We start from the raw sequence: 22,659 nt of genomic DNA on the forward strand, positions 1-22,659 counted from the left end.
ATGCACCGGGTGGCCCAGTGGCCTGCCACGCAACAGATCCCGCATCCCGCCCAGAGGAAGCGACCGGATTCCCCGCTGGAGCAGCCTGATCGCCGGATCGGCGACCGTCGTCCGTTCGAGCAGGCTGAGGGACCTCAGCCAACCTGCCGATGCCGCATCGAGTGCCGAGGTCTGCCCAACTGCCGTCGGAGTACCGGGGGCGTATGAGTTCATACACGACGCCTACCCGGCGGCACGCCGCCATCCCGCCACGGCCTCGACTGCACCCGAACGGACGGCCTGCCAACGGCGGAGCCCGCACGGCTCGAGAATCCCGGCTGTCGGCCCGGTGCCCGGTCGATTACGGGGTAACCGCGCCAGGAGGGCGTACGCAGTGGGGAGGCTCCGGATGAGCACCGAGGAGCGGATCGCCGAAGCCGACGCCCCCGCGCCCGTACCCGAAGCGGCCATCGCCAGCGTCGAGGCCGACCTGGCCGAGATCAAGGAGAGAGCGCACCGATGACCAACGAACCCGGAACGAGTATCGGCACGCCCACCCCCGAGGAGCTGCGCGAGCAGGTCGAGCTCACCCAGGACGGATTCGGGCAGGCCGTTGAGGCGCCGGCGGGCAGGGCCTGGGCCGCTCGGGCATCCGGGCTGGTCGCCCGGGCCGTGCTGCGCGCGGGCCAGTTGACGGCGGAGAAGACCCCGGACCCGGTTCTCGACAAGGCCGGCCGGGCCGCGAGGGCGGCGCGCGTCAATCGCACGCCTCTGCTCGCCGCGGGAGCGGTTCTGGCCGTTCTCGTGCTGCTGCGGCGCGGCCGCGGACGCGGGCGCCGATGAGCGCGTCCGCGATCGCCCAGCGGCCGGTCAGCTCGGTCAGCTGTCGGAGGCCGGTCAGCTGTCGGGCTCCGCGGCCGAGATCGCCGCGAGAGCCGACCCCGGGTCCTGTTCGACCGCGAGGTCGCCCAGCGTGACGACGCCGACGATGTCACCGTCCTCGGTCTGCACGGGCAGGCGCCGCAGCGCCTTCCGGCGCATGAGGTCGACGGCATGGTCCACCTTGTCGTCGGGCCGGACGGTGACCGGCGCACTGCTGCAGACGGCCTGCACGGTCGTCTCGGCGGGATCCCTGTTCTCGGCCATGGCACGGACGACCAGATCGCGATCGGTCAGGATGCCGCACAGCCGGCCCCCGTCGACGACGAGCACGTCTCCGATGTCGGCGTCCCGCATCACGCGCGCCGCTTCCGCCAGTGACGTCTGCTTTTCGACGGTCACCGGATTCTTGGTCATCACCTCGTGGACGCGTCGCGTCATGGTTCCTCCGACTGCTGGAAGGTGCTCCTGCCGGGCTGCTACCCGCCCCGGCGCCGACTAGGCCTCCGACAGGGCGCGGGCAGATGGCCCGGCTCACGCCTGGGGCTGGAACCGCCGGGCGCCGTGGCTCCTCGGCTGGTGTGCGACTTCGATCACGAATCCGCTGCGGGGCCGGGTCGGGATCCGGCTCAGCGGGATGGACAGGTCCTGCTGGGGTACGGCGAAGTCCAGATCGGCCAGGACCGGCGCGAGCGCGGCCAGCAGGGAAACGGTGATGTCCTCGCCGGGGCAGCGGTGGCCTGTGCGCGCGTCGCCCCCGCCCTGCGGGATCAGCGCGTCACGGTCGGGTTCGTGGCCGAGGAAGCGTCCGGGGTCGAAGTGGTACGGCCGGTCCCACAGCTCCGGGTCGTGATGGTGCCCGTACACGTCGAGGAGGAGGTGGGTCCCGGCGGGGATCTCGTGACCGGCGAGGGCGAGGTCGTGAGCGGCGACAGCTCCGATGAAGGGCACGAACGGGTAGAAGCGGCGAACCTCGTGGGCGAACGCTCGGGCATGGACGCGGCCACCCCCGCGCAGCTGGTCGCGCACACCGGGATAGCGGTGGAGGGCGTGGGAGGCGAAGACGGCGAACCATGTGATGGCGACGGTGGGACGGATGATGTTCAACAGCTCGACGGCTGCCGTGTGCGGATCGAGCAGGGTGCCGTCCTGCTCGCGGTGGAGCGCGACCGCCTCCAGTGGGCTCCCGGCCAGTGACGCGTGCCGGGACGGGGAGAAGACGCCGTCGGGGTGCGGTCCGAGTCTGCGGAGGTCGGCGACGGCGGCCGCGAGGGCCCGTTCCTGGCGGTGCCGGGCGTGTCGGGCACGTACGCGACGGGGTCCTGCCGTGGCGAATCCGTCGATCATGGCGACGCAGTCCTCGGCGACCTCCCGGGCCGCGTCCTCCGGAACCGGCAGACCCACCCAGGCGCAGACCGCCCGGGTGAGGAGTGTGGCCACCTCGTCGAAGAGGACCACCCTGCGGCCTTCCCAGGTCGTCACGGCTTCGCGCCAGCCGTCCTCGATGCTCTCGGTGAGAGTGGCGATGGAGCCCGGAGACATGAGCAGGGAGACGAAGAGCTCCTTGCGCACCCGGTGTGGCGGCCCGTCCAGGCTGTGGACCGCTCCCTTGCCGAAGAGGGCGTCGAGCACGTGCGAGGGGAGGGCGCCGTGCCGCTGGACATGGCTCTCGTCATAAAACAGGGCGACGGCCCCGGGCCCGTGCAGCAGCGCCGCGCGACGGCCGAACAGGTGGGTGGAGACCACGGGCGCACCGTGGTGGGACCGGCGCAGGTCCGGGGCCCACGCGTAGCCGTGGGTCAGCAGGGACAGGGTGCTGTCGGTCAACAGAACGGACATGATCTGCCCCTACGGGATCGGGGGACCGCGATCAGGAGCGATCGCAGGTCCCGGTCCCGGCCGCAGGTCCCGGCCACAGGCCCCGGTCCCCGCCGCCGGTCCCTGTCAGACGGCCTGGGATGCGAGCTCGTTGTAGGCCAGGTCGGACACGGTCGTGGCCCGGACGGTGACCTGGATACCGTCCAGGACCTCCTGAAGGACGCGGTGGGCGGAGGAGTAGGCGAGCTTGTGCGCCGACGGCGCCGCGTCGGGCATCCAGAGGATCATCACGAGGTCGCTCCTGCGGGCCCCGTCCGACGCGGCGAAGTGCAGGTCGTACACGACCAACCGGGGTTCGTCGGCCGGAAGCGACTCCAGCATCTCCTCGTGCGTGAGGTTCGCCTGGCTCTCGACGACCACGGTGTCCAAGGGCTCGTTCAGCCGGTAGAAGACCGTGTTGATCTCACGTTTGCTCTTCAGCTCCTGCAAGGCGCTCAGGCAGCTGTCGTCCACGGTGATAGGCCGGCTGCTCACGGGCGATCGTCTCCCTGCGGGTGCTGCCGGATCTGTTCCTCGCGGCCGATTCCCGGGCGCTGCCGCTTGGCGGAATGGCCTGCGGCGTGACGCCCACCGGCGTCTTGCGTGCGGCCCGTCACGGCTTCGTCCGCTGTCTGCCGGGCCTCGCGGTCCCCGCTCTCGCCGACGGCGTCCGACGGCGGTGTGGGCGCACGGTGGCGCGGCTGCTCCGGTCGGCTCATGTCGCACCTCCTCGATGCCCGGGCCGGGCCGATCCGCTCGCGGTAGTGCCGATCTGCTCGCGGTACTGGGGCCCGCTCGCGTCAAGTCTCCTCGCTCCCGGCCCGAGCCGCCTGATGGCGCCTGCCCGGCCCGCGGCCGGCGAAACCCGGACGCAGCCGCGCGTCACGGGGCCGACGCGTTATCGGGCACGGGATCGGCAGCCCAGGCCGGCACGGGCGCCGGAGGCAGCGACCACCGAACCAGGCGGACCGCCGCGCGGGCCACGGGCCGCACCCACCACCGCTCCAGCGGGAATCGCCGGGGCAGCCCCAGCTCTGCCCGGGCCCAGGCCGGCAGCAGTGCGACCGCGCCCGCGGCCAGGGCCCCGTACGGCAGGCGCAGCGCCCACGGCAGTGGCGGGTGGCGGAGGATGAAGCGGGCCGCCTCCCTGGCTTCGGGGGTGCCGCGCAGCTGCGGCCGGTAGTCCTCGATGCGGGCGGCGAGTTCCGCGCTGGTGCGTGGCGGGTCGGTGACACCCAGCGCCGCCCCGACCCGCGCCATGCCCGCCACGTACGCGTCCTGGTCCGGGCCGCTCAGCGGGCGGGAGCCGTAGCGCTGGTGGGAGCGGAGGAAACAGCTCAGCTCGGCGTCGTGCACCCATTCGAGGAGGGCGGGGTCCGTGGCCGCGTACCGCTCGCCTCCGGGAGCCTGCCCGCTGACCGTCCGGTGCACCGCGATGACACGGTCGACCGCCCGTTGCGCGTCGTCCGCCGTGCCGAAGGTGGTGAAGGCGAGGAAGGTGCTGATGCTCTGCAGCCTGCCCCAGGGGTCTTCCCGGTACGCGGAGTGCCGGGCCACGGCGGCCATCGCCAGAGGGTGCAGGGACTGCAGCAGCAGGGCGCCGATCCCGCCGACGAACAGGGCGGCGTCGGCGTGGACCCGCCGCACAGGGTGGTCCGGCCCGAACCAGCGCGGACCGGGCGTGAGGTGGACGCGGCTGCGGGTGTCCGGACCCGAGGGCCCGGCAACCCGCAGGAAGAGGGCCTCGCCCAGCCGCGCACGGGCGCGCGCAGGGGTACCTGCGAACGTACGGGCGCCTGTGAAAGCTGTCCTCCACCGGCCCATGACAGCAGTATGCCCACCCGTTGCCGCCGCGGGCACCGACCGGCAGCGGCCCTGGTGCTATTTGCCTTCCAGCGCCTCCACCAGCTGAAGGAGGTTGCCGCCGGCCACGATGAGGGCGAGGTGGTCGTGGTAGTCCCTGCTGCTGACGATCAGGCCGTCGCGGACCCGCAGCACCAGGATGTTGGCGACCTCGAAATTCCGTCCCGTCACGCGGTGGTGCACCTGGTAGTCGAACTCGGCGACGACCACCTCCGCGTCCTCGGTTTCCCGGACGATCACGTTCGCCGGGGTCAGTTCCACGGGCGAACTCGCGGAGACCTGGGCGAAGCGCTCCCTGAGCGCCGCCCGCCCCTCGACCCGGCGCGGCCCGACCGGCTCGAAGACGGTCTCCACCACGGCGTCCTCGGCGTAGAGCTCGGCCAGCTCCGTGTACCGCCCCGCGCCGATGCCCTCGATCAGCTTGTGGAAGACCTCGCGCGGCGACAGCGTTTCGGGCATGACGAACCTCCAGTGAGACCGTGGATAGAATCGGACTAGCGACTCCGTTTTCACGATACGGACTGGAGACTCCGGTTGTCCAGGGTGGTTCCGCCGTCGCCTGCGAAAGGCGGAGAGGGATGGCTGGCGGTCAGGAGCGCCCACTGAGGGCGGACGCGGCACGCAATCGGGCCAGGCTGCTGGATGTCGCCACGGAGGTGTTCACCACCCGCGGTGTCGGCGTGCCGACCGAGGAGATCGCGCGGACCGCCGGGGTCGGAGTCGGCACACTCTTCCGGCATTTCCCGACCAAGGAGGCACTGCTGGAGGCGGTGATGGTCCGCAGGCTGGAGGAGATGGCGGCCCGGACCGCGCGGCTGGCCGCCGAGGCCGGGCCCGCCGAGGCCTTCTTCGCCTGCTTCCGCCTGGTGGTGGAACAGTCCGAGGGCAAGAACGAGTTCACCCAGGCTCTCGCTGCGGCCGGGGTGGACGTACACGCGTCTCTGCAGGAGCCGACCATGGAGATCCAGGCCCGGCTGGCCGATCTGCTGGCCGGCGCGCAACGGGCCGGAGCGGTCCGCCCGGAACTGGGCCTGCCGGAGTTCATCGCCCTCCTGGCCGGCACCGGCCGGGCGCTGGAACAGCTCGGAGCGGATCCGGCGCCCCGGGAGCGCATCTTCGACGTCGTCTTCGACGGGCTGCGGCCACGCTGAACCGGGCCGGTGGTGGGGGCTACGCGGGGTTTCGGAGCATGGGACGGGCCCAGAGCGCGTCGACGTCGTCGGACTGCGGCCGCAGCCCGAGCTCGCGGAGCTGGTTGACCGCCATCACGGCGGTGAACATCGCATTCGGATTGGCGCCGCCGACCCCCAGCTCGGCGAGGCTCTCCCCGTAGCGTGGGGTGAACGCGCTCGGCCGGATCCGGCTGCTCTCCCTGGTTAGCCCGCATACCCGGTCATGACCCTGCGCGGTGCCGTCGACCACGAATTCTCCTGCGGACGAGCGTACGCCGCACGAGTCGCGGCGTCCCCGGGAAGCGCTGTCAGCAGCGACGGGTCTGGTACGGCACAGGGCCGGGTACCGGTTCGGACGGGGTCGGGCACCGGCTCATGGCGACGAGGAAGGTCGCAGCGATTCCACCCGCCACGACGAACAGCGCGGTGCTGATCCCGTGGGCGCCGGCGATCCGGAGCTGTTCGCCGGAGAGGCCGTCGAGGCCGGCGGTCGACACCAGGACGAGGACGGCGAGGCCGACGGCCGCACCCGCGCCCGAGCCGGTGGAGGCGATGCCCGAGGCGATGCCCTGGTCCCGGTCGGGGATTCCGGTGGCGGCGGCGATGAACATGGTGGTGAAGACCACCCCGTCGCCCACGCCGAGTGCCACGAGGCCGGGAACGAGTTCGACGTACGTGCCGTTCGGCGAGATCGCGAGGCCGAGTGCGACCGCACCGAGCGCACCCACGGCGAGGGCGGCGGCCAGCGTGCGCCTGAGACCGAACCGCGTGACGAGCTGGCCCGCAACGGTCGAACCGGCCACCACCACTGCGGTGGGGATGACGAAGCCGGCGCCGGTCTGCAAGGCGTCGTAGCCCAGAACCTCCTGGAAGTAGAGGGACAGGAAGTACAGCACCGAGCCGAAGGTCGCCATGAACATGAAGGCGATGACGACGCCGGTGATCAGGTTGGGGTTGGAGAGGAGCCGGGTCGGCATGAGCGGGTCGGAGCTGCGCCGCTCGATGACGACGAAGGCTCCGATCAACAGGAGGCCGGCCATTGAGCTCACCAGGATGCCCGGCGAAAGCCAGCCCGATCCGGGTCCCTGCACGAGGGCGAAGACGATGAGTGTGACACCGAGGGAGCTGCTGATCGCACCGGGCAGGTCGAACGTGCGGCCCTTCTCGCGCTCGCCGTCCCGGGGGATCACCACGAACGCCAGCAGCAGCGCGGGGCCGGCCAGGACGACGTTGACGAAGAAGACGGCCTCCCAGCCGAACACCTGCGTCAGAAGACCGCCGAGCAGCACACCGATGACGAGTCCGGCCGCGCCCGCCCCTCCCCAGATCCCCAAGGCGCGGTTGCGGGCACGGCCTTCGACGAAGGTGGTGTTGATGACGGCCAGGGTGGTCGGGAAGACCAGGGCTCCGCCGAGACCTTGGACCGCGCGAGCGGCGAGGAGTGCACCCGGTCCGGTCGCGAGTCCTCCCGCGAACGCCGCCCCGGCATAGAGCGCGAGGCCGGTGGCCAGGATGCGACGTCGTCCGAGCAGGTCCGCGGCACGCCCGCCGAACAGGAGGAAGCCGGCCGAGGTCACCACGTAGGCGCTGATGACCGACTGGAGCGTCTGCGCCGAATAGCCGAGGTCGGCGGCGATGTCGGGAAGTGCCACGACCACGATGTACTGGTCGAGCGAAACGATCAGCATGGCGAACGAGAGCAGCACCAGCGTCGCCGTCCCACGGTTCCAGCCGAGCCCGCCGGGCGCAGACGAAGTCCCTACGGGTCCCACGGCAGCACCCCTGATGATCGGTCACGTCTGCGCTTACGGACTGCTGGCAAGACCCTATACAGCCGGACCTCACCCACCCCGTCAACGACCCACGGTACGCCGCCCCCCGGGGAGTTCCCGCGGACTCCGGCGACGCCGTCAGACGGTCTCGCCGGTGCAGGACGGGTGGGCGCCGCAGGCATAGCAGGTGTACCGCATGCACCCGGTGCACACTCCGATGTTCTCCAGCCGGTACCGGTCCCCGCATCCGTCGCACAGGGCCCGCTCCCGCAGCATGGCCTCCCAGCCGCCGCCGCCCCCGATGGAGTCGTAGGAGGCGGCGACGAACTCCGCCCACGTGATGTCGTGGTCGGTCCGGTGCTCGAGGTGCCAGGAGTACACCGCGAAGAAGGCCTTGCCGGTCAGGAGGTGGTCGCGCCCACGGCCGTCGCGGATCCACAGCCGCACGAGATCCCTGACCCGCTCCTCGAACGGCAGCCCGCAGTCGAGGATCAGGTGGTTGCTGTTCACCGCCGCATTATGCGGCCGGGGCCGCCCCCGAGGACAGGTCCGGGTCCCCGGGGCCGGTCCGCCCTGATCAGTTCCGGGACGTACCGGACATGACCGCGGCGGCCTCGGCAGGGGCCGCAGGCGAGACGGGCGCCGTGGGGACGCTCCGCGGCCAGCGGCGCTCCGCCGCCTTCTGTACGCGCCGGCCGAGGCGCTGCATCGGCATCTCGACCAGGCGGTACATCAGGTAGCTGACGGCCAGTACGACGCCCAGGAAGATCGCCGTCCAGGCGAACCGGCCGAGCGTCGAGGACGGCTGCGGCGGAATGCCCACCAGCGGTGCGACGGTGTGCAGCAGCGGGATGTGCAGCAGGTACACCGAGAAGCTGATCGCGCCGAGCCAGGTGAGCGGCTTCGGGAAGCGGCGCCCCCGGAGGAGGAAGCCGATGCCGAAGAGCACCCACGCGGCGAGGTAGGCGACCGACCAGGCCTTCCAGCCCGCGGACCAGGTCCGCTCCAGGGCCTCGCCGTGGTTGTAGAGCCAGCCGACCAGGACACCCGCGACGACGACGAAACCGCAGGAGAGCAGGGCCGGGACCCGGGCGAGCTGACCGTGCTGCGCCCGGTACACGACGGTGCCGGCGAACATGGTCGCGAAGATCATCCAGGTCTCGAAGGCGGGGGCCCGGCCGTTCAGCGTGACCAGGGCCAGGCCGACCCCGGCGAGCAGCAGGGCGCCCGTCCCGGTCATCAGGCGTCTGCCGCTGAGCACGCAGGCGAGGCCCACGAGCACGATCGGCGTCACGATCAGCAGGAGCTGCCGGGGCGAGCCGATCTCCGCGCTCACGAGCTGGGTGCCGACGGCCGTACCGATCGCCAGGGCGACGCCGGCCAGAGCCACCGCGATCGGCCCGCTGTGCCGGTGCAGACCACGAGTGAACAGGGCGGTGACGAAGAAGTAGAAGACCATCTCGTAGCAGAGCGTCCAGGTGACGTTCATGCCGTTGATGACGCCGAGCAGGTCCTGGAGCATCAGGCCGTTCGCGACCAGCGAGGCCAGGTCGTCGCCGGTGCGCAGCAGCGCGACCGAGCCGTCCCCGGCCGGGAGCATCATGATCGAGAGGACGAAGGCGGCGATCAGGGCCGGGTAGATCCGGAAGATCCGGCCGATCCAGAAGCCGCGTACGTCTCCCCGTCGCTCCAGCGAGGCCGGGATGATGTAGCCGCTGACGATGAAGAAGAGCATGACGCCGAACAGGCCCATGTCGAAGTTGCGCCAGACCATGCCCCCGAAGGGCAGCATCCTCAGCACGTCGAAGTGGTGCAGTGCCACGATCAGAGCGGCGATGCCGCGGAGCGCGTCCAGCCAGCCGAGCCGGGCACCGGGTGCGGCAGCCGGGGCGGCGGCCCTCCGCTGGGTGAGTGGGGGTATGAGCTTCACGCAGGGACGATATCCGAAGCTCGGACCTTGGCCGTCGTTACGGAGCGGCCGGGTCCGGGCAGCGGACGAGGTACCCGGTGCCCGGTCGCACCCGGTGAGGGCCGGGGTGACGATGGAAATGCGGCCGTGGCTCCGGCTTTTGGCCCGGGTGCACCAGGGGCCCAGGCCAAGCGCCCCGCAGCCGGCGGCTTTCCGATTCGTCCTGGTAAGGACGAAAGGCCAAGGAACTCTAAGGAAGACTCATGAAACGGCGCACACGCCTCCTCGTCCTCACCCCCCTCGCGGTCGCCTCGCTCGTCGCCGCCCCCACCGCCCTCGCTGCCGTCCCCCTGTCCGCGCCGGCTGCCGTACCGGCCGCGACCTGTTCGGTTTCCGGCGTGCTCGAGAACGGGAAGGTGCACCTCTCCGGAGGTGGTTTCACTCCGGGCCCGGCCTACTACCAGGGGTCGGCCGGCTTCGGTGGGACCGTCGAGATCGCCGAGAACGGCGGCTTCCAGGTCATGAACGTGGCGCCCGGCCAGTACAGCGTCCGGCAGGGCGGCGAACTGACCCAGTGCAGCAGCTGACGCACGGCTCCGGCCGACGACACCCCAGCCGACACGGCGGCGGTCGCCCGCGTATCCAGCCGGCCGAAGCCACTCAGCGCAGTACGGCCGCCAGCAGGTCGGTGCCCAGCGCCGTCAGATCGGGAAGATTAAGGGTGTAGCGGACATAGCGACCGTCCCGCCGGGCAGTCAGCAGGCCCGCGCGGCGCAGGGCGGCGAGGTGGCGGGAGACCTCCGGGGGTGAAAGCTCCCAGGTGTGGGCCAGCTCACGAGTGGTGTGCGGGCCACGGGCCAGGGTGCGCAGCAGCCGCAGCCGCACCGGATGTGCGAGCGCCTCCAGCCGGAGTGTGACCGTCTCCAGCGGCACCGGCTCTGACGGACCCGCCTCGGCCACGGGGTACTGCACCACGGGCTGCCACCCCGGCGCGTGGACCGCCACCAGGTGCGGGCGGCCGAACACACTGGGGATGAAGGTGACCCCGGCGCCGTGGGCTGCGGTCGTCTTGTCCTGCAGTTTGTCCACGATGATGCAGTCGCCGTCCGGTGCCAGGGTGACCGCACCGGAGACCGATGCGAGCGCCGCCCCGATGCCCTGGCGCTTCAGCAGGTCGTTCTTCAGGCGCAGGTCGGTGGCGAGCTGCACGGCGACGCCGGCCCAGGCGGCGTCGAAGAAGGCCTCCGCGCACTGTTCGAGGGTGTGGCGCATCCGAGCCCGTACGGCGGACGGGTCCGCGAGCAGCCGTTCCGCGAAGGCCTCTTGCCGCGCTCCGCGGGCTTGCGCCAGGTCCAGGGCCCGCTCGCGCGCAGTCGCGTCGGTGAGCGGCGACGGTGCGGCGAAGCGGACGCGGTTGCCGCCGCACGTGGTGACGAGCGCGGCGGTCACGTACGTCTCGTCGTCGATCCGGTCCACCTCGTCCAACTCCTCCGCGAGGGTCGGCCGAGGCCGGGCGGGGATCAGGAAGTCGGCCTGGGAGGAACGCCAGAGGAACTCGGCCTCCCGCAACCGCTCGGCCAGCTCCGGCCGCAGCCCGGCCCAGACCTCCCCGGCCCAGTCGGCGAACTGCGGATGGTGCCCGGGTTCGGCCAGCACGTGCAGCATCGCGGTCAGCTCGGCCAGCGGGGAGGCGGCGAACCGCAGCCGCTCGGACGGCAGGCCGCTGATGTCGATCCTCAAGGTCACCCCTCATCATCACTGACCGCCCGGCCTGCGACGGCGCCGGTTGACGATGTCCGTCAACCGGCGGGGCCGACCCGGCGGCCGAACTCACCGTTGACGCCATGGCAACCACCACCAAGATCCGGCCCCGCGCCCTCGTCCGCGCCTCCGGAGGCCCCCGCTACGCCGTCGCCCTGACCGTGGACGCACTCGGCACCGGCCTGCTGCGGCCCTTCCTGCTGCTCTACGGGGTCACCGTCCTGCGGCTGTCCGCGCCAGCCACCGGCATCGCCATGACGGTCGGCGTCGTCGTGGGTCTGGGCTGCATGCCCGCGGTGGGCCGATGGCTGGACCGCGGCGCACGCAGCGCGGTCGTCGCGGCGTCCATGCTGGTGCGGGTGGTGGGCGTAGCACTGCTGCTGGCGACCCCGGCGGGGCACGTCTGGCTGTTCGGGGCGGCGGCGCTCTTCCTCAGCATCGGCAACCAGGCATGGCCCGCCGCCCACGCGGCTCTCGTGGCCACGGTCGCCCACGGCCGGGAACGCGACACCGCTCTCGCGGGAGGCCGCGCCCTGCGCAACGCCGGCATGGGCGCGGGCGCGCTCCTCGCCACCGCATGCCTGGCGGGCGGCACCAGCGCGCTGCAGGCGCTGGCGGCCGTCACTGGGCTCGCCTATCTCACCGCTGCCGCCCTGGCGTGGTCGGTCCACCTGCGCGCCCATCCCGCCGCGACCCCCGCCAAGGACGGGGAGTCCGGGCCCGTACCGGCCCCCCGGATGCGCGCGCTGCTGGCCGCCAACGTGTTCTACGCCTTCTGTCTCAACGTCCCCGAAATCGCGCTCCCGCTGGTCCTGATGACACAGCTGGACGCATCCCCGGTGTGGTCGGCTGCCATCTTCGTGGCCAACACGGTGCTGGTGGTCACCCTGCAGGTTCCGGTCACCGTCCTGATGTCCCGCTTCTCCCGGCGGACCGTGCTGGCCCTCGCCGGCGTGGTACTCGCGGCGTCCTACGTCGGTTTCCTCGCGGCCACCTCACTGGGACACGGCTGGGGTGCCCCGGCCGTAGCCGCGGTGTCCGTGGTCTGCACCGTCGGCGAGATCATCTATGCGGGCAGCGCCACCGCGCTCGTCACCGTCCTCGCCCCGGCCCACGTCCTGGGACGCACCCTCGCCCGCTTCGAGCTCTCCACGGGCTTCGGCCTCGCGGTCTCCCCGGCGGTCATCACCGCTCTCGCCCCACACGGCCCGGCCGCCCTCTGGGGCAGCCTCGCCACCGCAACGCTCCTCTCGGCCGGCGCCGTTGCCACCGAAAAGGACCAACCCGGCGAAGGGCGACCCCTCTCAGCGAAGTTGCTCGGCCGGAAGCCGGTGACCTGGGCGGACTGGACTGGTTGAGACGGGAGTCCGTGGACGGGAGCCTGGGAGAGCTCTCATCGACAGCCTCGATCACTCCTTCCGCGGCGGGGTGCTGTGCCGGTGCTCTCCGCAAGCGACTGCATCCTTTGGCCTATTGTGTTTTCGGCCCTGAGGAGGACGCTCTTGCGGCACCGCCGCGAGAGGGTTGATCCGTGCGAACAACCATCGGATACACCGTCGAAAGCATCGGCTACGTCGTAGGAGCCCAGGGGCTTGTCAGCTTCGCTTCGCAGACCTTCTTCGGCACGGAGTGGGGCTGGATGCACAAGATCGTCGACCTTCCGTCCACCGCCTACCTCGGCGTCGTCGTCGTGGGGCTGGCGCTCATCGTCGGCGGGGTGAAGATGCGGAAGGCGCCCGAGCGCCAGAAGGTCGCCTGACCGGCGGGCCCTTCAGCCAGCGACTCCCATTTCCGTGTCGTGGCGGTCGAAGCCCGCAAGCCGCCCGCTGCGTGACCCGCGCTCGCAGTAGGCGGCCTCGTGGTGGCTCTACTCCGGGCCGGTCGCCAACTTGTCATAGAGCCGGCGGAGGGTGGCCCGGCCCCCAGTGCGATCGCCCGCGCGCCTGGGTTCGCTGGGCAGCCCCTAACGGGCCGACCCGCGACTGATGTTGGGGCCGAGCCGTCAGACCCGCTCCAGGGGCCGGTGCGGCCCGCTGGGAAGCTCCGCTTTGATCGTGTCGCCCGGACGCACCGCGCTGCCCTTCTTCACGATGGTCATGATTCCGGCCTTGCGCACGATGTTCCCGGCCTCGTCGCGGCCGACGACCTGCTTCAGCAGCCCGTCCTGGAAGTTGTCTATCTGCAGGCACGGATTGCGCAGGCCGGTCACCTCCAGCACTGCATCGTCGCCGATGTGCAGCAGCGTGCCGACCGGCAGGCCGAGCAGATCGATCCCGCGGGTGGTGATGTTCTCGCCGAGGTCACCCGGCACCACCTCGAATCCCTCCGCACCGACCTCGGCGAAAAGCTCTTCATGGATGAGGTGGACCTGGCGCAGGTTCGGCTGCGTGGGGTCCTGAGCGACGCGCGACCGGTGCTTGACCGTCACGCCGGCGTGCACGTCACCCTCGACGCCGAGGCCGGGGAGCAGCGTGATGCTGTCCCGGTTCGGCTTGGTGAACGAGTACTCGCTGTTGCTGCTGACTGCCGTCACTACTCCGTACATCCGCGGGAGCCCCCTCCTCAGTGGCAATGGTCAGCTACGACCCTAACCCCCGGACCCGGCGGCGAAGGCTCGCGTCCAGCGTGGTCCGGAGTGCTCCGGCGTGGTCCAGAGTGAGGGCGGGCTCAATCTACGGCGGGCCCGGATCCCCAGTCCTGCGTTTTCACGAGCTGCCAGTCCTGGTTGACCGCGTCTCTTCATCCGAATCTCCCGCCTAGGGGCCGGGCTCCGGCGACAACGGGGCGATCTCAATAACGGGGCGAGCAACAGCTGTGAAGAGATGATGGGATCGACTCACACTGATCAACTCATGTCCAGGCTAGCCCCGGTGCCCTTGCCGTGCATGCCGACTGCCCTGCTTGCGTGTCTCTCGGCCCGTCCGGGTAGGCGGGCTGGGGCGGGCGAGGTCCTGCATGCTCAGTAGCTCGGACGTGGCAGCGCGCCCCCGGATCCTGCCATCCAGGAGCGCCCGGACCAACGCGGGCGAGCCCGAATCGACCGCCTCGCGCAGCAGCAAGCCGCTCGCCAGACAGAACACGGCGGGGCCTACGTCGGCGCCGCCGTCCTCCCGGAGAAGCCTGTTCACGCATGCGACATCGTGAACTGGCGTACGAGGCTACTCAGACGCCCATGAGTACGCCTGCTCATGATCCGCGCGGCTGCCGCTCCCTACCATGCCCGTATGGACACGAACCCGACCCCCACCGACACCCCCACCGCGGACAAGCCGCGGTGGTTCAACGGCTGCGCGGTCGCCGTCGTCGTCCTCATAGTCCTGTTTGGCGTGGGGGCTTGGGCACTGGCCGAGTTCGAGAAGGGCTTCGACGGCTACGGCCAGCTGGAACAGAGCGGCCCTTCCGGATACGTGGCAGACCCCCTCGGCCCCGGCGCGACCGCCCGGTACGAGGACGGCCTGAAGGTGACCGTCAGCCGACCGCGCGAAGAGTCCGACGGCAGCTACAGCCTCACCGTGACTTACGAGAACGACACTGACGAAGAGCTCCGCCCCGGCGGGGAGTCGTCCGACTCCAGCGTGTCGGAATCCGGCTCCGCACCACTGGTCGTCCGCGCGGGCAAGTCGCTCGACGACTACGCCTCCGGGTACGGCCTGACCTGGCTGAACCGGCGGGAGTCCGCCGCCGCCCTCATGCCACCCCTGGGCGCGGACGAGAAGCGCACCGTTCCGGTCCGCATCAAGCCGGGCAGTAAGGGGATCCCGGTCACCGTGGAAGTAGACCCGCCGACCGCCGACTTCCGGGAAACGGCGTACTTCCAGCTCACTCTGAACTGACCGGGCCGGATAGCCAACGCACCGGGACGGTGATCAGACACGCCGCTAGATTGGGGCCCATGGCAACAGACCAGCACCTGGGTGTCGTCGTCAGCAGCGGTGTCGAGACACCCGTCCCGGCAGAGGGCGAGCTGTGGGCCGTGGGCGCGGTGATTCTCGACCGGCACGGCCGGGCCTTCGCCCAGAAGCGCAGCCCGGACCGGCAACTCTTCCCGGACTGCTGGGACATCGTGGGCGGACACGTCGAGCCCGGCGAGGCCCTGTTGGACACGCTCGCACGGGAAGTGGGAGAGGAGACGGGCTGGCGTCTGAGCCAGGTACGCCGCCTGCTCGGCGTCACCACGTGGACCGGCGACGACGGTCACGGGGTACGTCACGAGGCCGACTACCTCGTAGAGGTCGAGGGCGACCTGGACCACCCCGCCCTGGAATGGTCCAAGCACACCACATACGACTGGTTCGGCCCCGAAGACCTGCCCCGCCTCAAGGAGAACCGCGCTCCCGGGGAGTTCCTCATCCACGACCTGATCTCCGCGGCCCTACAAGATCGCCCGGGCACGCTCTAGGCGGGCGCCCGGGGGAGCGGCGTGTTCCGCAACCTTCAGTGCTTGCCTGCGGAGCACTCTCACGGGCGTGGGATAGGTTGCCCGCCATGACTGGACTCGAACACGTCGCCTGGCCGCCTGCCGCGATGAGGACCGAACGGCTCGTGCTCCGCGAGTCCGAGGCCCGAGACCGTGCGGCGTTCATCGAGTTGTTCGCATCGCCAGAGGTGGGCACCTACATCGGTGGCCCTCGACCGCGTGATGAGCTCGAACGCGCGGTACCTGAGGTGCCCGGGCGGCGCCCTGGCTTCTTCGTGATCGATCTCGATGGAGCGATGATCGGCATGATCACTCTCGATCGGCGCGATCCAGAGCGTCCGGGGCACGTCCGTCCGGATGCCGGGGAAACCGAGCTCGGTTACATGTTCCTGCCGCAGGCGTGGGGACGCGGGTACGCCGCCGAGGCGTGCGCAGCAGTGCTCGAGTGGTTCGCCGGCACGCTTCCCGGCGAGCCTGTGGTGGTGCTCTGCACCCAGAACGCCAACGACCGCGCGATGCGCCTCGCGGCGAAGCTGGGGTTCACCGAGGTGGAGCGGTTCCAGGAGTACGGAGCCGAACAGTGGTTCGGCGTGTGGTCCCCGGTCACGTCATCGGGTTGAGTCAGGTGGTCGATGATCCGACCAATGCGACCACCGGCGAATGACCCCAGAGGATGCGGACACCGAATCGCGCACGCCCCGGGCCGCCGGTCCGGCGGCTCCGCACCTGATTCACCGGACAGACCCTGGGGCGTGTATCGGAAGTGGATCTCATCAGGTGTCGAGTGGAAGTTCCAGCAGTTCCTCTGGAGGCTGGAATCCGCAGCGCTGATAGAGCGGGGTGCTGCGCTCTGACGGCCAGACGATCAGGCCCTCGAGGCCGGCGCTGCGTGCATGCCGCTTCAGCGCCTCAAGGAGTGCCGAGCCGGCTCCTTTGTTCCGTTGCGACGGCAGGACGTAGAAGTTCGTGACATAGCCGACCGGGTTGTTGTCCCCGTAGGGCTCCGGCATCCGCTCCACCAGGCACAGGAAGACGTGACCGCAGATTTCGCCTTCGGTTTCCACGACCCAGGCCAACCAGTGGCCACCGTCGAGCCGGTCGTGGATCCAGCGCTCGGCCTCTTCCAGGTGCCGCGTAGGGGCTGGTAGTTGCCCTTCGTGGTCCTCCCCCCGTTATGTTTTTCGCGGTCCTGCAATGGGGCCGCTGGCCTCCGGGCCCGGTATGACTGTGTCCCCTCTGTCGAAGGCATGACCTGGGGGGTGGTGTCGCCGGGTCCGAGGGGTGCCGTCGGAGACGCTGATGAGAGACCCGGCCACCGCCCGGTCCGGCGCAATGCCGGGCACAGACGTGGGCGGCAGGTCTACATAACGTGGATGCGCGAGCACGGTGCCATTGCCGAGGCCGGCACGGTCAACACCTGGGAAGGGTGCGATGTTAGACACCGAAGGCGTGGGCGTCTTCCTCGGGATGGACGTCGGCAAGACCGCCCACCACGGCCACGGGCTCACCCCGGCCGGGAAGAAGGTCTTCGACAAGGCGATGCCCAACAGCGAACCGAAGCTGCGGGCCGTCTTCGACAAGCTCAAAGCCAAGTTCGGCACCGTCCTGGTGATCGTGGACCAGCCCGCATCCATAGGCGCCCTGCCTCTGACCGTCGCCCGCGACGCCGGCTGCCAGGTCGCCTACCTGCCCGGACTCGCGATGCGACGGATCGCCGACCTCTATCCAGGCGAGGCGAAGACCGATGCGAAGGACGCGGCGGTGATCGCGGACGCGGCCCGGACGATGCCTCACACTTTGCGTTCGCTGGAGCTGACCGACGAGATCACCGCCGAGCTCACGGTGCTGACCGGCTTCGACCAGGACCTCGCGGCCGAGGCCACCCGCACTTCGAACCGGATACGCGGTCTGCTGACCCAGTTCCACCCCAGCCTCGAGCGGGTCCTGGGCCCGCGGCTGGACCACCCCGCCGTCACCTGGCTCCTCGAGCGATACGGATCCCCGAACGCTCTGCGGAAAGCCGGCCGCCGCAGACTCGTTGAGGTGATCCGTCCCAAGGCCCCCCGCATGGCGGCCCGGCTGATCGACGACGTCTTCGACGCCCTCGACGAACAGACCGTCGTGGTCCCGGGAACCGGCACCCTCGACGTGGTCATCCCGTCGCTGGCCCGCTCGCTCGCCGCGGTCCACGACCAACGCCGGGCCCTGGAAGCCCAGATCAGCACCCTGCTGGTGGCTCACCCTCTTCACCAGGTCCTGACCTCGATGCCGGGAGTCGGAGTCAGGACCGCCGCCGTCCTGCTGGTCACCGTCGGCGACGGGACCGGCTTCCCCACCGCCGCCCACCTCGCCTCCTACGCCGGCCTCGCCCCCACGACGAAGTCGTCAGGGACCTCGATCCACGGCGAACACGCACCCAGAGGAGGAAACCGGCAGCTCAAACGCGCCATGTTCCTCTCCGCCTTCGCCTGCATGAACGCCGACCAGGCCTCCCGCGCCTACTACGATAGGCAAAGAGCCCGCGGCAAAACCCACACCCAGGCTCTCCTCCGCCTCGCCCGCCAACGCATCAGCGTCCTCTTCGCCATGCTCCGCGACGGAACCTTCTACGAATCCCGGACCCCCAGCGTCACTCTCGCCGCATGACCGCCCCAAACAGCCTCAAACCCGGCGCCACATCCTTGACGAAGGACATAGAGACACCCCCCCGCTTGAAGGCCCAACGCAGTTCGGCCAAGGTCCGGGCATCGGCGGGTCGGGCCGGACGTACGATGAGATCCGTGGTCATGGGCCGAGCCTGGCTCCTGCGGCACGGCGAGGCAATCTGGTTTCCGCGCCGGTCACCGCCGCTGAGACCATCTCCCCCGCACTGACGGGGCATCCCCGAATCCCGAATCCCGCATCCCCGCATCCCCGCATCCCCGCATGCGCGGGGGAGCGGGCCCGCTGGTCGGCCGCTGGCGCAGGGCCGTCACCTCTGCGGCGTGATGCCCAAGGACCGGATGAGCTGGGCGAGTTCTTCGCGGAAGAGCTTGTCCGGGCTGAGGGCCTGGGTCTGCAGGTGGCCGTAGATCTCCAGGGACACCAGGCCGTGCAGATGGCTCCAGATGCGCAGGGCGAGCGCCACTGCGGCCGGGGGCAGGTCGGGGAAGGCCGGTCGGACCTTGTCGAGCAGACCGGGGTCGAAGTCGGACCACTCGAAGTCGCTGTCCGCGTAACGGGGTTCGGCGTACGGCCAGGCCGTGGCCGCGAGCGCGGTGATGCCGGTACAGACACGGTGCGCGGCTTCCGGGGCGGCGCCGCCCTCGGGCGGCTGGTAGCCGGGCACGGGGTCGCCGTAGATGAGGCGGAAACCCTCGGGGTTGGCCAGAGCCCAGTCCCGGAAGGCGCGGGCCCATGCCCGGATCCGGGCGGCCGGGTCTTGGGCGGGGGAAGTGCTCCAGGCGGCGTCCACCGTGTCGGCCAGTGAGCTGTAGACGTTTCTGATCAGCGTGGTGACCAGGTCGTCGCGAGTGGCGAAGTAGCCGTAGATGGCGTTGGCCGTCATCCCCATCTCGCGGGCGATGGCCCGCAGCGTGATCGCGTCGGGCCCGCCCGAGGCCATCAGTTCCAGCGCGACCTCCTTGATCTCGGCGGTCGTCTCGGCCCGCAGCCGCTCGCGGCGCCCCTTGGTGTTCCCCACGCTTCCCATGGCTGGTCACTCTACAGCGTCACAATCCTGCGCCCCGTTTCAATACTTCACGCCGTATAGTCTCTGCGTGCCGTGAATGAACAAGGCGGCGTGGGCAGCGACCAAGGGGAGAGTCATGCACATCGGAGTCATCGGGGCCACAGGCGGCATCGGCAGTCGCGTCGTCACCGAAGCCCTCGAACGGGGGCACCACGTCACGGCCTTCAGCCGTGACGCCACGCGGATCGACGAGGACCGGGACAACGTCGTCTGGAAGAGCGTCGACGTCCTCGACGCCGTCGCCGCCGTCATACCCGGCCTCGACGTACTGATCAGCGGATTCCAGCCCGGAAACGCGGCCAAGGACATCGCCGGCACCGTGGCCCTCTCGATCGCCGATCCCACCGTGTACGCCACTGCCGCGCGAGCACTCCTGAAAGCACTGGAGAGCCACCCGCGGACCCGGCTCATCGTCATCGGCGGCGCCGGCAGTCTGGAGATCGAGCCCGGAGTCGTCCGGGCCGACTCCGGCGAACTGCTGCACGCGACCCTCGACGCGATCGGCCTGCCGAGGGAGTACGCCGCCGCGGTACGCAGCCACCGGGACGCTCTCAACGTCCTGCGCACCTCCAACCGGCTGTGGACCTACTTCAGCCCCGCAGAGGACATCGCACCCGGCGAGCGCACGGGACGGTTCCGCATCGGCGGCGACCAGCCGGTCCTCGACGCGGAGGGGCGCAGCCGCATCTCCATGGAAGACGCCGCGATCGCCCTCGTCGACGAGGCAGAGCTGCCGCGCTTCGTCCAACGCCGCTTCACCATCGGCTACTGACCGACGCCGACGGGCCAAGCCCGCATCCACCGGACGGCCCTGACAGCACGCCGCCGCGCCGGTGGGACCGGATGCCCACGGAGCGGCGGCTTCATCTCACGGCCGGCCAGGACCGTGGGCGATACGTTCGGGTCGGCGGTGCGTCGGCGGTGCGTCGGCGGCCGCCGTGTCGCCAGGCGTTCTAGCGTGATCGCATGGAACAGCGCATCACCCTGGTCACTCTGGGGGTTACCGATCTCACACGCGCCAAGGGCTTCTACGAGGCCTTGGGCTGGCGGGGACAGGAAGTCGAGGCGACGGTCTTCTTCCAGGCCGGCGGACTCGGGCTGGTGCTGTGGGATCGCGACAAGCTGGCCCGCGACTGCGGCGTGGAGCCCGGACCGGTCGGCGGGTTCGGCGGGATCGCCCTCGCCCACAACGTCCGCTCCGAGGTCGAGGTGGACGAGCTGCTCGCCGCGGTACGACGGGCAGGCGGCCGCGTAACCAAGCCCGCGGCCGTCAACGCGATCGGGTTCTATTCCAGTGCTTTCGTGGACCCGGACGGCCATTCCTGGGAAGTCGCGTACAACCCGGGATTTGCCCTTGCCGCCGACGGCTCGGTCACCCTGCCCGATTTCGGCGGTGAGAAGGACTGAACGAGGCGCGACGCAGTCCGTCCGTCCGTGCCCTTGCCGTTGGAGCCATTCGCACGGTTCCGTCCACCTCACACGCAGCCCGCAGGCCGGCGTCGCATGGCGCATCTCAGAGGTCGTTTTCTCCCGGTGTTTCATCCCAGGATCTGCGGTTGGTGGGGCTTCGGAGAGGTCGTCACCACCGTCGGTGCACGGTGGCTTTGGTGCCGGTCACCAGGCTTGCCGGTGGAACGTCATCGGCCACGACCGCGCCAGCGGCGATCACGGCATCACGGCCAATGGTGACGCCGGGCAGGATCGTGGCACCGGCACCGATCCACACGTCCTCTGCAACGTCGATGGGCGCGCCGGTGAGGTACAGCCGCCGCTCCTCGGGATCGACCGGGTGGCCGCTGGTGATGAACGTGACCTTCGGGCCGACCATCACGCGCTCGCCGAGGCGGATACCGGCGTAGTCCAGGAACGTGCAGTTCTGGTTGATGAACACGCGCTCGGCGAGGTCGAGGTGGAGACCGTGGTCCGTGTAGAAAGGCGGATAGATCGTGACTCTCGGCGGCAGCGGCCTGCCGAGGATCTGTTCCCACAGTTCGGCCTTGCCCCCTTCGTCCTCGAAGGGCAGGACGTTCAGGCGGGAGGTGAGTTCGGTGACCCGCAGGACCCTCTCGGCCATGGCCTGGAACTCGGCGCTGTGGATGCGCATGAGACGGTCGCTGGACATGCCACGATTCTTTCTCGTGTACACGTAACTGGACAAGATCCAATCGGAGGTCTTTCCTCCCGGCGCTTCATCCCGGAACAAGATTTTTGGTCCGGAGCGTCGGGTCGCGCCAGGAGATGGTGTTCTCGCCCGTGAGGCGGCGGGCCATGAGGTCGGTCATGGCGACGTGGATCATGGCTTCGGAGCGGGCGGGGAGGGTGTCGTAGTCGCGGGCCAAGCGGCGGTGGAGCATGAGTCATCCGTAGGTCCGCTCGACCGCCCACCGCTTCGTATCGGGATGAAGCCTCTGGTCCCGGGGGTGCGGGCGGTGATTTCCATGTCGATGCCCAGGGTGGCGGCGTACTCGACGAGGTGCTGGCGGTAGCCCCCGTCGACCCACGCCTTGCAGATGCCGGGGTGTTCGGCAGCGACCTGGTCGAGGAGCTGGGCGCCGGCCACGGAGTCCTGCACGCTCGCCGCGGTGACAGCACTGCCAGCAGGAGCCCGAGCTTGTCGGTGACGATGCTCCGCTTCCGCCCCACGATCTTCTTTCCGGCGTCGATGCCCTGGCTGGAGGCGTGGACGCTGGTGGAGGTCTTGACGCTCTGCGCGTCGATCACACAGGCGGAGGGTTCGGCGTCCCGGCCCTCCTTTTGCCGCAACAGTTGCCTGAGCAGGCCGTTGAGCTGGGCGAACACGCCTTCCTGCTGCCACTTCGAGAAGTAGCCGTAGATCGTGTTCCAGTGCGGGAAGTCGTGCGGGAGGTAGCGCCACTGAACGCCGGTGCGGTCCACATACAAGATCGCGTCCATAATGTCGCGCAGGTCGTGCTCGGGCGGCCGGCCGAAGTCCAGGGCCCTGCCGCGGCGCTCAAAGCGCCAGGCGGCAAGGACCGGCTCGATCAACTTCCAACGGGCATCGGACAGATCGCTCGGATACGGGCGTCGCGTCGGCATGCTTCCGGCGTACTGCTGCCGACCGAGTGCGCCCAGGCGCACGACGATGCCGGCGGAAGCACACAGCCGCGCAGGCCGGGCGTCATGGGATGAGACAGGCACAAGCCACATCCCACCCCACCCGTCACCCCACCCGGCCCACAGGCCCCAACCACACCTGCTACCTCTTCCGCGCCGCCATCCCGCACTCCAAGAATCGGCTCATATGCAAGCAATACAGACGAAAACGACCTCTCAGAGGGTGTTTTCTCCCACTACTCCAC

The 22,659-nt window shown here is 70.2% G+C and carries 26 protein-coding genes and 1 pseudogene; 11 read left to right on the forward strand and 16 right to left on the reverse strand.

What is annotated here, in order from left to right; all coding sequences use genetic code 11:
• Positions 1–498 precede the first annotated feature (498 nt).
• The gene (locus tag RIU97_RS39520; protein ID WP_404962293.1) at positions 499–822 is read left to right on the forward strand and encodes a hypothetical protein; all 324 of its coding nucleotides are present in this window, start codon (positions 499–501) and stop codon (positions 820–822) included.
• Between the two features lie 54 nt (positions 823–876).
• Here the strand turns inward: RIU97_RS39520 and RIU97_RS39525 are convergent, their stop codons facing one another.
• From RIU97_RS39525 to RIU97_RS39550, 6 genes are all read right to left on the reverse strand, one after another.
• The gene (locus RIU97_RS39525; protein ID WP_404962294.1) at positions 877–1,299 is read right to left on the reverse strand and encodes a CBS domain-containing protein; all 423 of its coding nucleotides are present in this window, start codon (positions 1,297–1,299) and stop codon (positions 877–879) included.
• A 93-nt stretch (positions 1,300–1,392) separates the two neighbouring features.
• Positions 1,393–2,697, reverse strand: a complete 1,305-nt coding sequence (locus RIU97_RS39530; protein ID WP_404962295.1) for a cytochrome P450 — start codon at positions 2,695–2,697, stop codon at positions 1,393–1,395.
• A 105-nt stretch (positions 2,698–2,802) separates the two neighbouring features.
• Positions 2,803–3,210: an actin-binding ADF family protein gene (locus tag RIU97_RS39535; RefSeq protein ID WP_404962296.1), complete on the reverse strand. Its 408-nt coding sequence runs from the start codon at positions 3,208–3,210 to the stop codon at positions 2,803–2,805.
• Positions 3,207–3,434, reverse strand: coding sequence for a hypothetical protein (locus tag RIU97_RS39540; RefSeq protein ID WP_404962297.1), 228 nt, complete (start codon positions 3,432–3,434; stop codon positions 3,207–3,209). The genes RIU97_RS39535 and RIU97_RS39540 overlap by 4 nt, the downstream gene beginning before the upstream one ends.
• Positions 3,435–3,597: 163 nt before the next feature.
• Complete coding sequence (locus tag RIU97_RS39545; RefSeq protein ID WP_404962298.1) at positions 3,598–4,539, reverse strand: oxygenase MpaB family protein; 942 nt, start codon at positions 4,537–4,539, stop codon at positions 3,598–3,600.
• A gap of 57 nt (positions 4,540–4,596) precedes the next feature.
• Positions 4,597–5,037, reverse strand: coding sequence for a nuclear transport factor 2 family protein (locus tag RIU97_RS39550; RefSeq protein WP_404962299.1), 441 nt, complete (start codon positions 5,035–5,037; stop codon positions 4,597–4,599).
• 119 nt (positions 5,038–5,156) lie between these two features.
• Here RIU97_RS39550 and RIU97_RS39555 point away from each other — a divergent pair, with 119 nt between their 5' ends.
• Positions 5,157–5,729: a TetR/AcrR family transcriptional regulator gene (locus RIU97_RS39555; protein WP_404962300.1), complete on the forward strand. Its 573-nt coding sequence runs from the start codon at positions 5,157–5,159 to the stop codon at positions 5,727–5,729.
• A gap of 19 nt (positions 5,730–5,748) precedes the next feature.
• Here the strand turns inward: RIU97_RS39555 and RIU97_RS39560 are convergent, their stop codons facing one another.
• From RIU97_RS39560 to RIU97_RS39575, 4 genes are all read right to left on the reverse strand, one after another.
• A complete protein-coding gene (locus RIU97_RS39560) occupies positions 5,749–6,000 on the reverse strand; it encodes a hypothetical protein (protein WP_404962301.1) in 252 nt (83 codons plus the stop codon).
• A 58-nt stretch (positions 6,001–6,058) separates the two neighbouring features.
• The gene (locus RIU97_RS39565; protein ID WP_404962302.1) at positions 6,059–7,522 is read right to left on the reverse strand and encodes an MFS transporter; all 1,464 of its coding nucleotides are present in this window, start codon (positions 7,520–7,522) and stop codon (positions 6,059–6,061) included.
• Positions 7,523–7,660: 138 nt separating this feature from the next.
• Positions 7,661–8,032, reverse strand: a complete 372-nt coding sequence (locus RIU97_RS39570; protein ID WP_404962303.1) for a hypothetical protein — start codon at positions 8,030–8,032, stop codon at positions 7,661–7,663.
• A gap of 67 nt (positions 8,033–8,099) precedes the next feature.
• Positions 8,100–9,452, reverse strand: coding sequence for an acyltransferase family protein (locus RIU97_RS39575; protein WP_404962304.1), 1,353 nt, complete (start codon positions 9,450–9,452; stop codon positions 8,100–8,102).
• A 242-nt stretch (positions 9,453–9,694) separates the two neighbouring features.
• On the opposite strand from RIU97_RS39575, the gene RIU97_RS39580 reads away from it, so the two are divergent.
• Positions 9,695–10,018, forward strand: a complete 324-nt coding sequence (locus RIU97_RS39580; RefSeq protein ID WP_404962305.1) for a hypothetical protein — start codon at positions 9,695–9,697, stop codon at positions 10,016–10,018.
• Positions 10,019–10,091: 73 nt separating this feature from the next.
• Here RIU97_RS39580 and RIU97_RS39585 read toward each other — a convergent pair whose 3' ends face one another.
• Positions 10,092–11,177 (reverse strand): DUF5937 family protein, encoded by a 1,086-nt coding sequence (locus tag RIU97_RS39585; RefSeq protein ID WP_404962306.1) that lies wholly within the window; start codon positions 11,175–11,177, stop codon positions 10,092–10,094.
• A gap of 98 nt (positions 11,178–11,275) precedes the next feature.
• Between RIU97_RS39585 and RIU97_RS39590 the strand changes: the two genes are divergently transcribed.
• On the forward strand, positions 11,276–12,550 hold the full coding sequence (locus RIU97_RS39590; protein ID WP_404962307.1) for an MFS transporter: 1,275 nt from the start codon (positions 11,276–11,278) through the stop codon (positions 12,548–12,550).
• Between the two features lie 173 nt (positions 12,551–12,723).
• Complete coding sequence (locus RIU97_RS39595; RefSeq protein WP_404962308.1) at positions 12,724–12,951, forward strand: hypothetical protein; 228 nt, start codon at positions 12,724–12,726, stop codon at positions 12,949–12,951.
• A gap of 243 nt (positions 12,952–13,194) precedes the next feature.
• Here the strand turns inward: RIU97_RS39595 and RIU97_RS39600 are convergent, their stop codons facing one another.
• On the reverse strand, positions 13,195–13,737 hold the full coding sequence (locus tag RIU97_RS39600; RefSeq protein WP_404962309.1) for an MOSC domain-containing protein: 543 nt from the start codon (positions 13,735–13,737) through the stop codon (positions 13,195–13,197).
• A 679-nt stretch (positions 13,738–14,416) separates the two neighbouring features.
• On the opposite strand from RIU97_RS39600, the gene RIU97_RS39605 reads away from it, so the two are divergent.
• From RIU97_RS39605 to RIU97_RS39615, 3 genes are all read left to right on the forward strand, one after another.
• Positions 14,417–15,025, forward strand: a complete 609-nt coding sequence (locus RIU97_RS39605) for a hypothetical protein (RefSeq protein WP_404962310.1) — start codon at positions 14,417–14,419, stop codon at positions 15,023–15,025.
• A 59-nt stretch (positions 15,026–15,084) separates the two neighbouring features.
• Positions 15,085–15,591 (forward strand): NUDIX hydrolase, encoded by a 507-nt coding sequence (locus tag RIU97_RS39610; protein ID WP_404962311.1) that lies wholly within the window; start codon positions 15,085–15,087, stop codon positions 15,589–15,591.
• A gap of 86 nt (positions 15,592–15,677) precedes the next feature.
• A complete protein-coding gene (locus RIU97_RS39615; protein ID WP_404962312.1) occupies positions 15,678–16,229 on the forward strand; it encodes a GNAT family N-acetyltransferase in 552 nt (183 codons plus the stop codon).
• 153 nt (positions 16,230–16,382) lie between these two features.
• Here the strand turns inward: RIU97_RS39615 and RIU97_RS39620 are convergent, their stop codons facing one another.
• Positions 16,383–16,736 carry a GNAT family N-acetyltransferase gene (locus RIU97_RS39620; protein WP_404963099.1) on the reverse strand — a complete coding sequence of 118 codons (354 nt, stop codon included), beginning with the start codon at positions 16,734–16,736 and terminating at the stop codon, positions 16,383–16,385.
• Between the two features lie 304 nt (positions 16,737–17,040).
• On the opposite strand from RIU97_RS39620, the gene RIU97_RS39625 reads away from it, so the two are divergent.
• Positions 17,041–18,255 carry an IS110 family transposase gene (locus RIU97_RS39625; protein ID WP_404953105.1) on the forward strand — a complete coding sequence of 405 codons (1,215 nt, stop codon included), beginning with the start codon at positions 17,041–17,043 and terminating at the stop codon, positions 18,253–18,255.
• 325 nt (positions 18,256–18,580) lie between these two features.
• On the opposite strand, the gene RIU97_RS39630 is transcribed toward RIU97_RS39625, so the two are convergent.
• A complete protein-coding gene (locus RIU97_RS39630; protein WP_404962313.1) occupies positions 18,581–19,300 on the reverse strand; it encodes a TetR/AcrR family transcriptional regulator in 720 nt (239 codons plus the stop codon).
• Positions 19,301–19,415: 115 nt separating this feature from the next.
• Here RIU97_RS39630 and RIU97_RS39635 point away from each other — a divergent pair, with 115 nt between their 5' ends.
• Together RIU97_RS39635 and RIU97_RS39640 are read left to right on the forward strand one after the other, a co-directional pair.
• Complete coding sequence (locus RIU97_RS39635; protein ID WP_404962314.1) at positions 19,416–20,111, forward strand: NAD(P)-dependent oxidoreductase; 696 nt, start codon at positions 19,416–19,418, stop codon at positions 20,109–20,111.
• Positions 20,112–20,305: 194 nt separating this feature from the next.
• Positions 20,306–20,746 carry a VOC family protein gene (locus tag RIU97_RS39640; protein ID WP_404962315.1) on the forward strand — a complete coding sequence of 147 codons (441 nt, stop codon included), beginning with the start codon at positions 20,306–20,308 and terminating at the stop codon, positions 20,744–20,746.
• Between the two features lie 172 nt (positions 20,747–20,918).
• Here the strand turns inward: RIU97_RS39640 and RIU97_RS39645 are convergent, their stop codons facing one another.
• Positions 20,919–21,461, reverse strand: a complete 543-nt coding sequence (locus RIU97_RS39645; protein WP_404963100.1) for a DapH/DapD/GlmU-related protein — start codon at positions 21,459–21,461, stop codon at positions 20,919–20,921.
• Positions 21,462–21,528: 67 nt separating this feature from the next.
• Positions 21,529–22,396: pseudogene (locus RIU97_RS39650) on the reverse strand (IS5 family transposase).
• Positions 22,397–22,659 lie beyond the last annotated feature (263 nt).

The organism is Streptomyces sp. 147326, assembly GCF_045000215.1.
Lineage (GTDB): Bacteria > Actinomycetota > Actinomycetes > Streptomycetales > Streptomycetaceae > Streptomyces.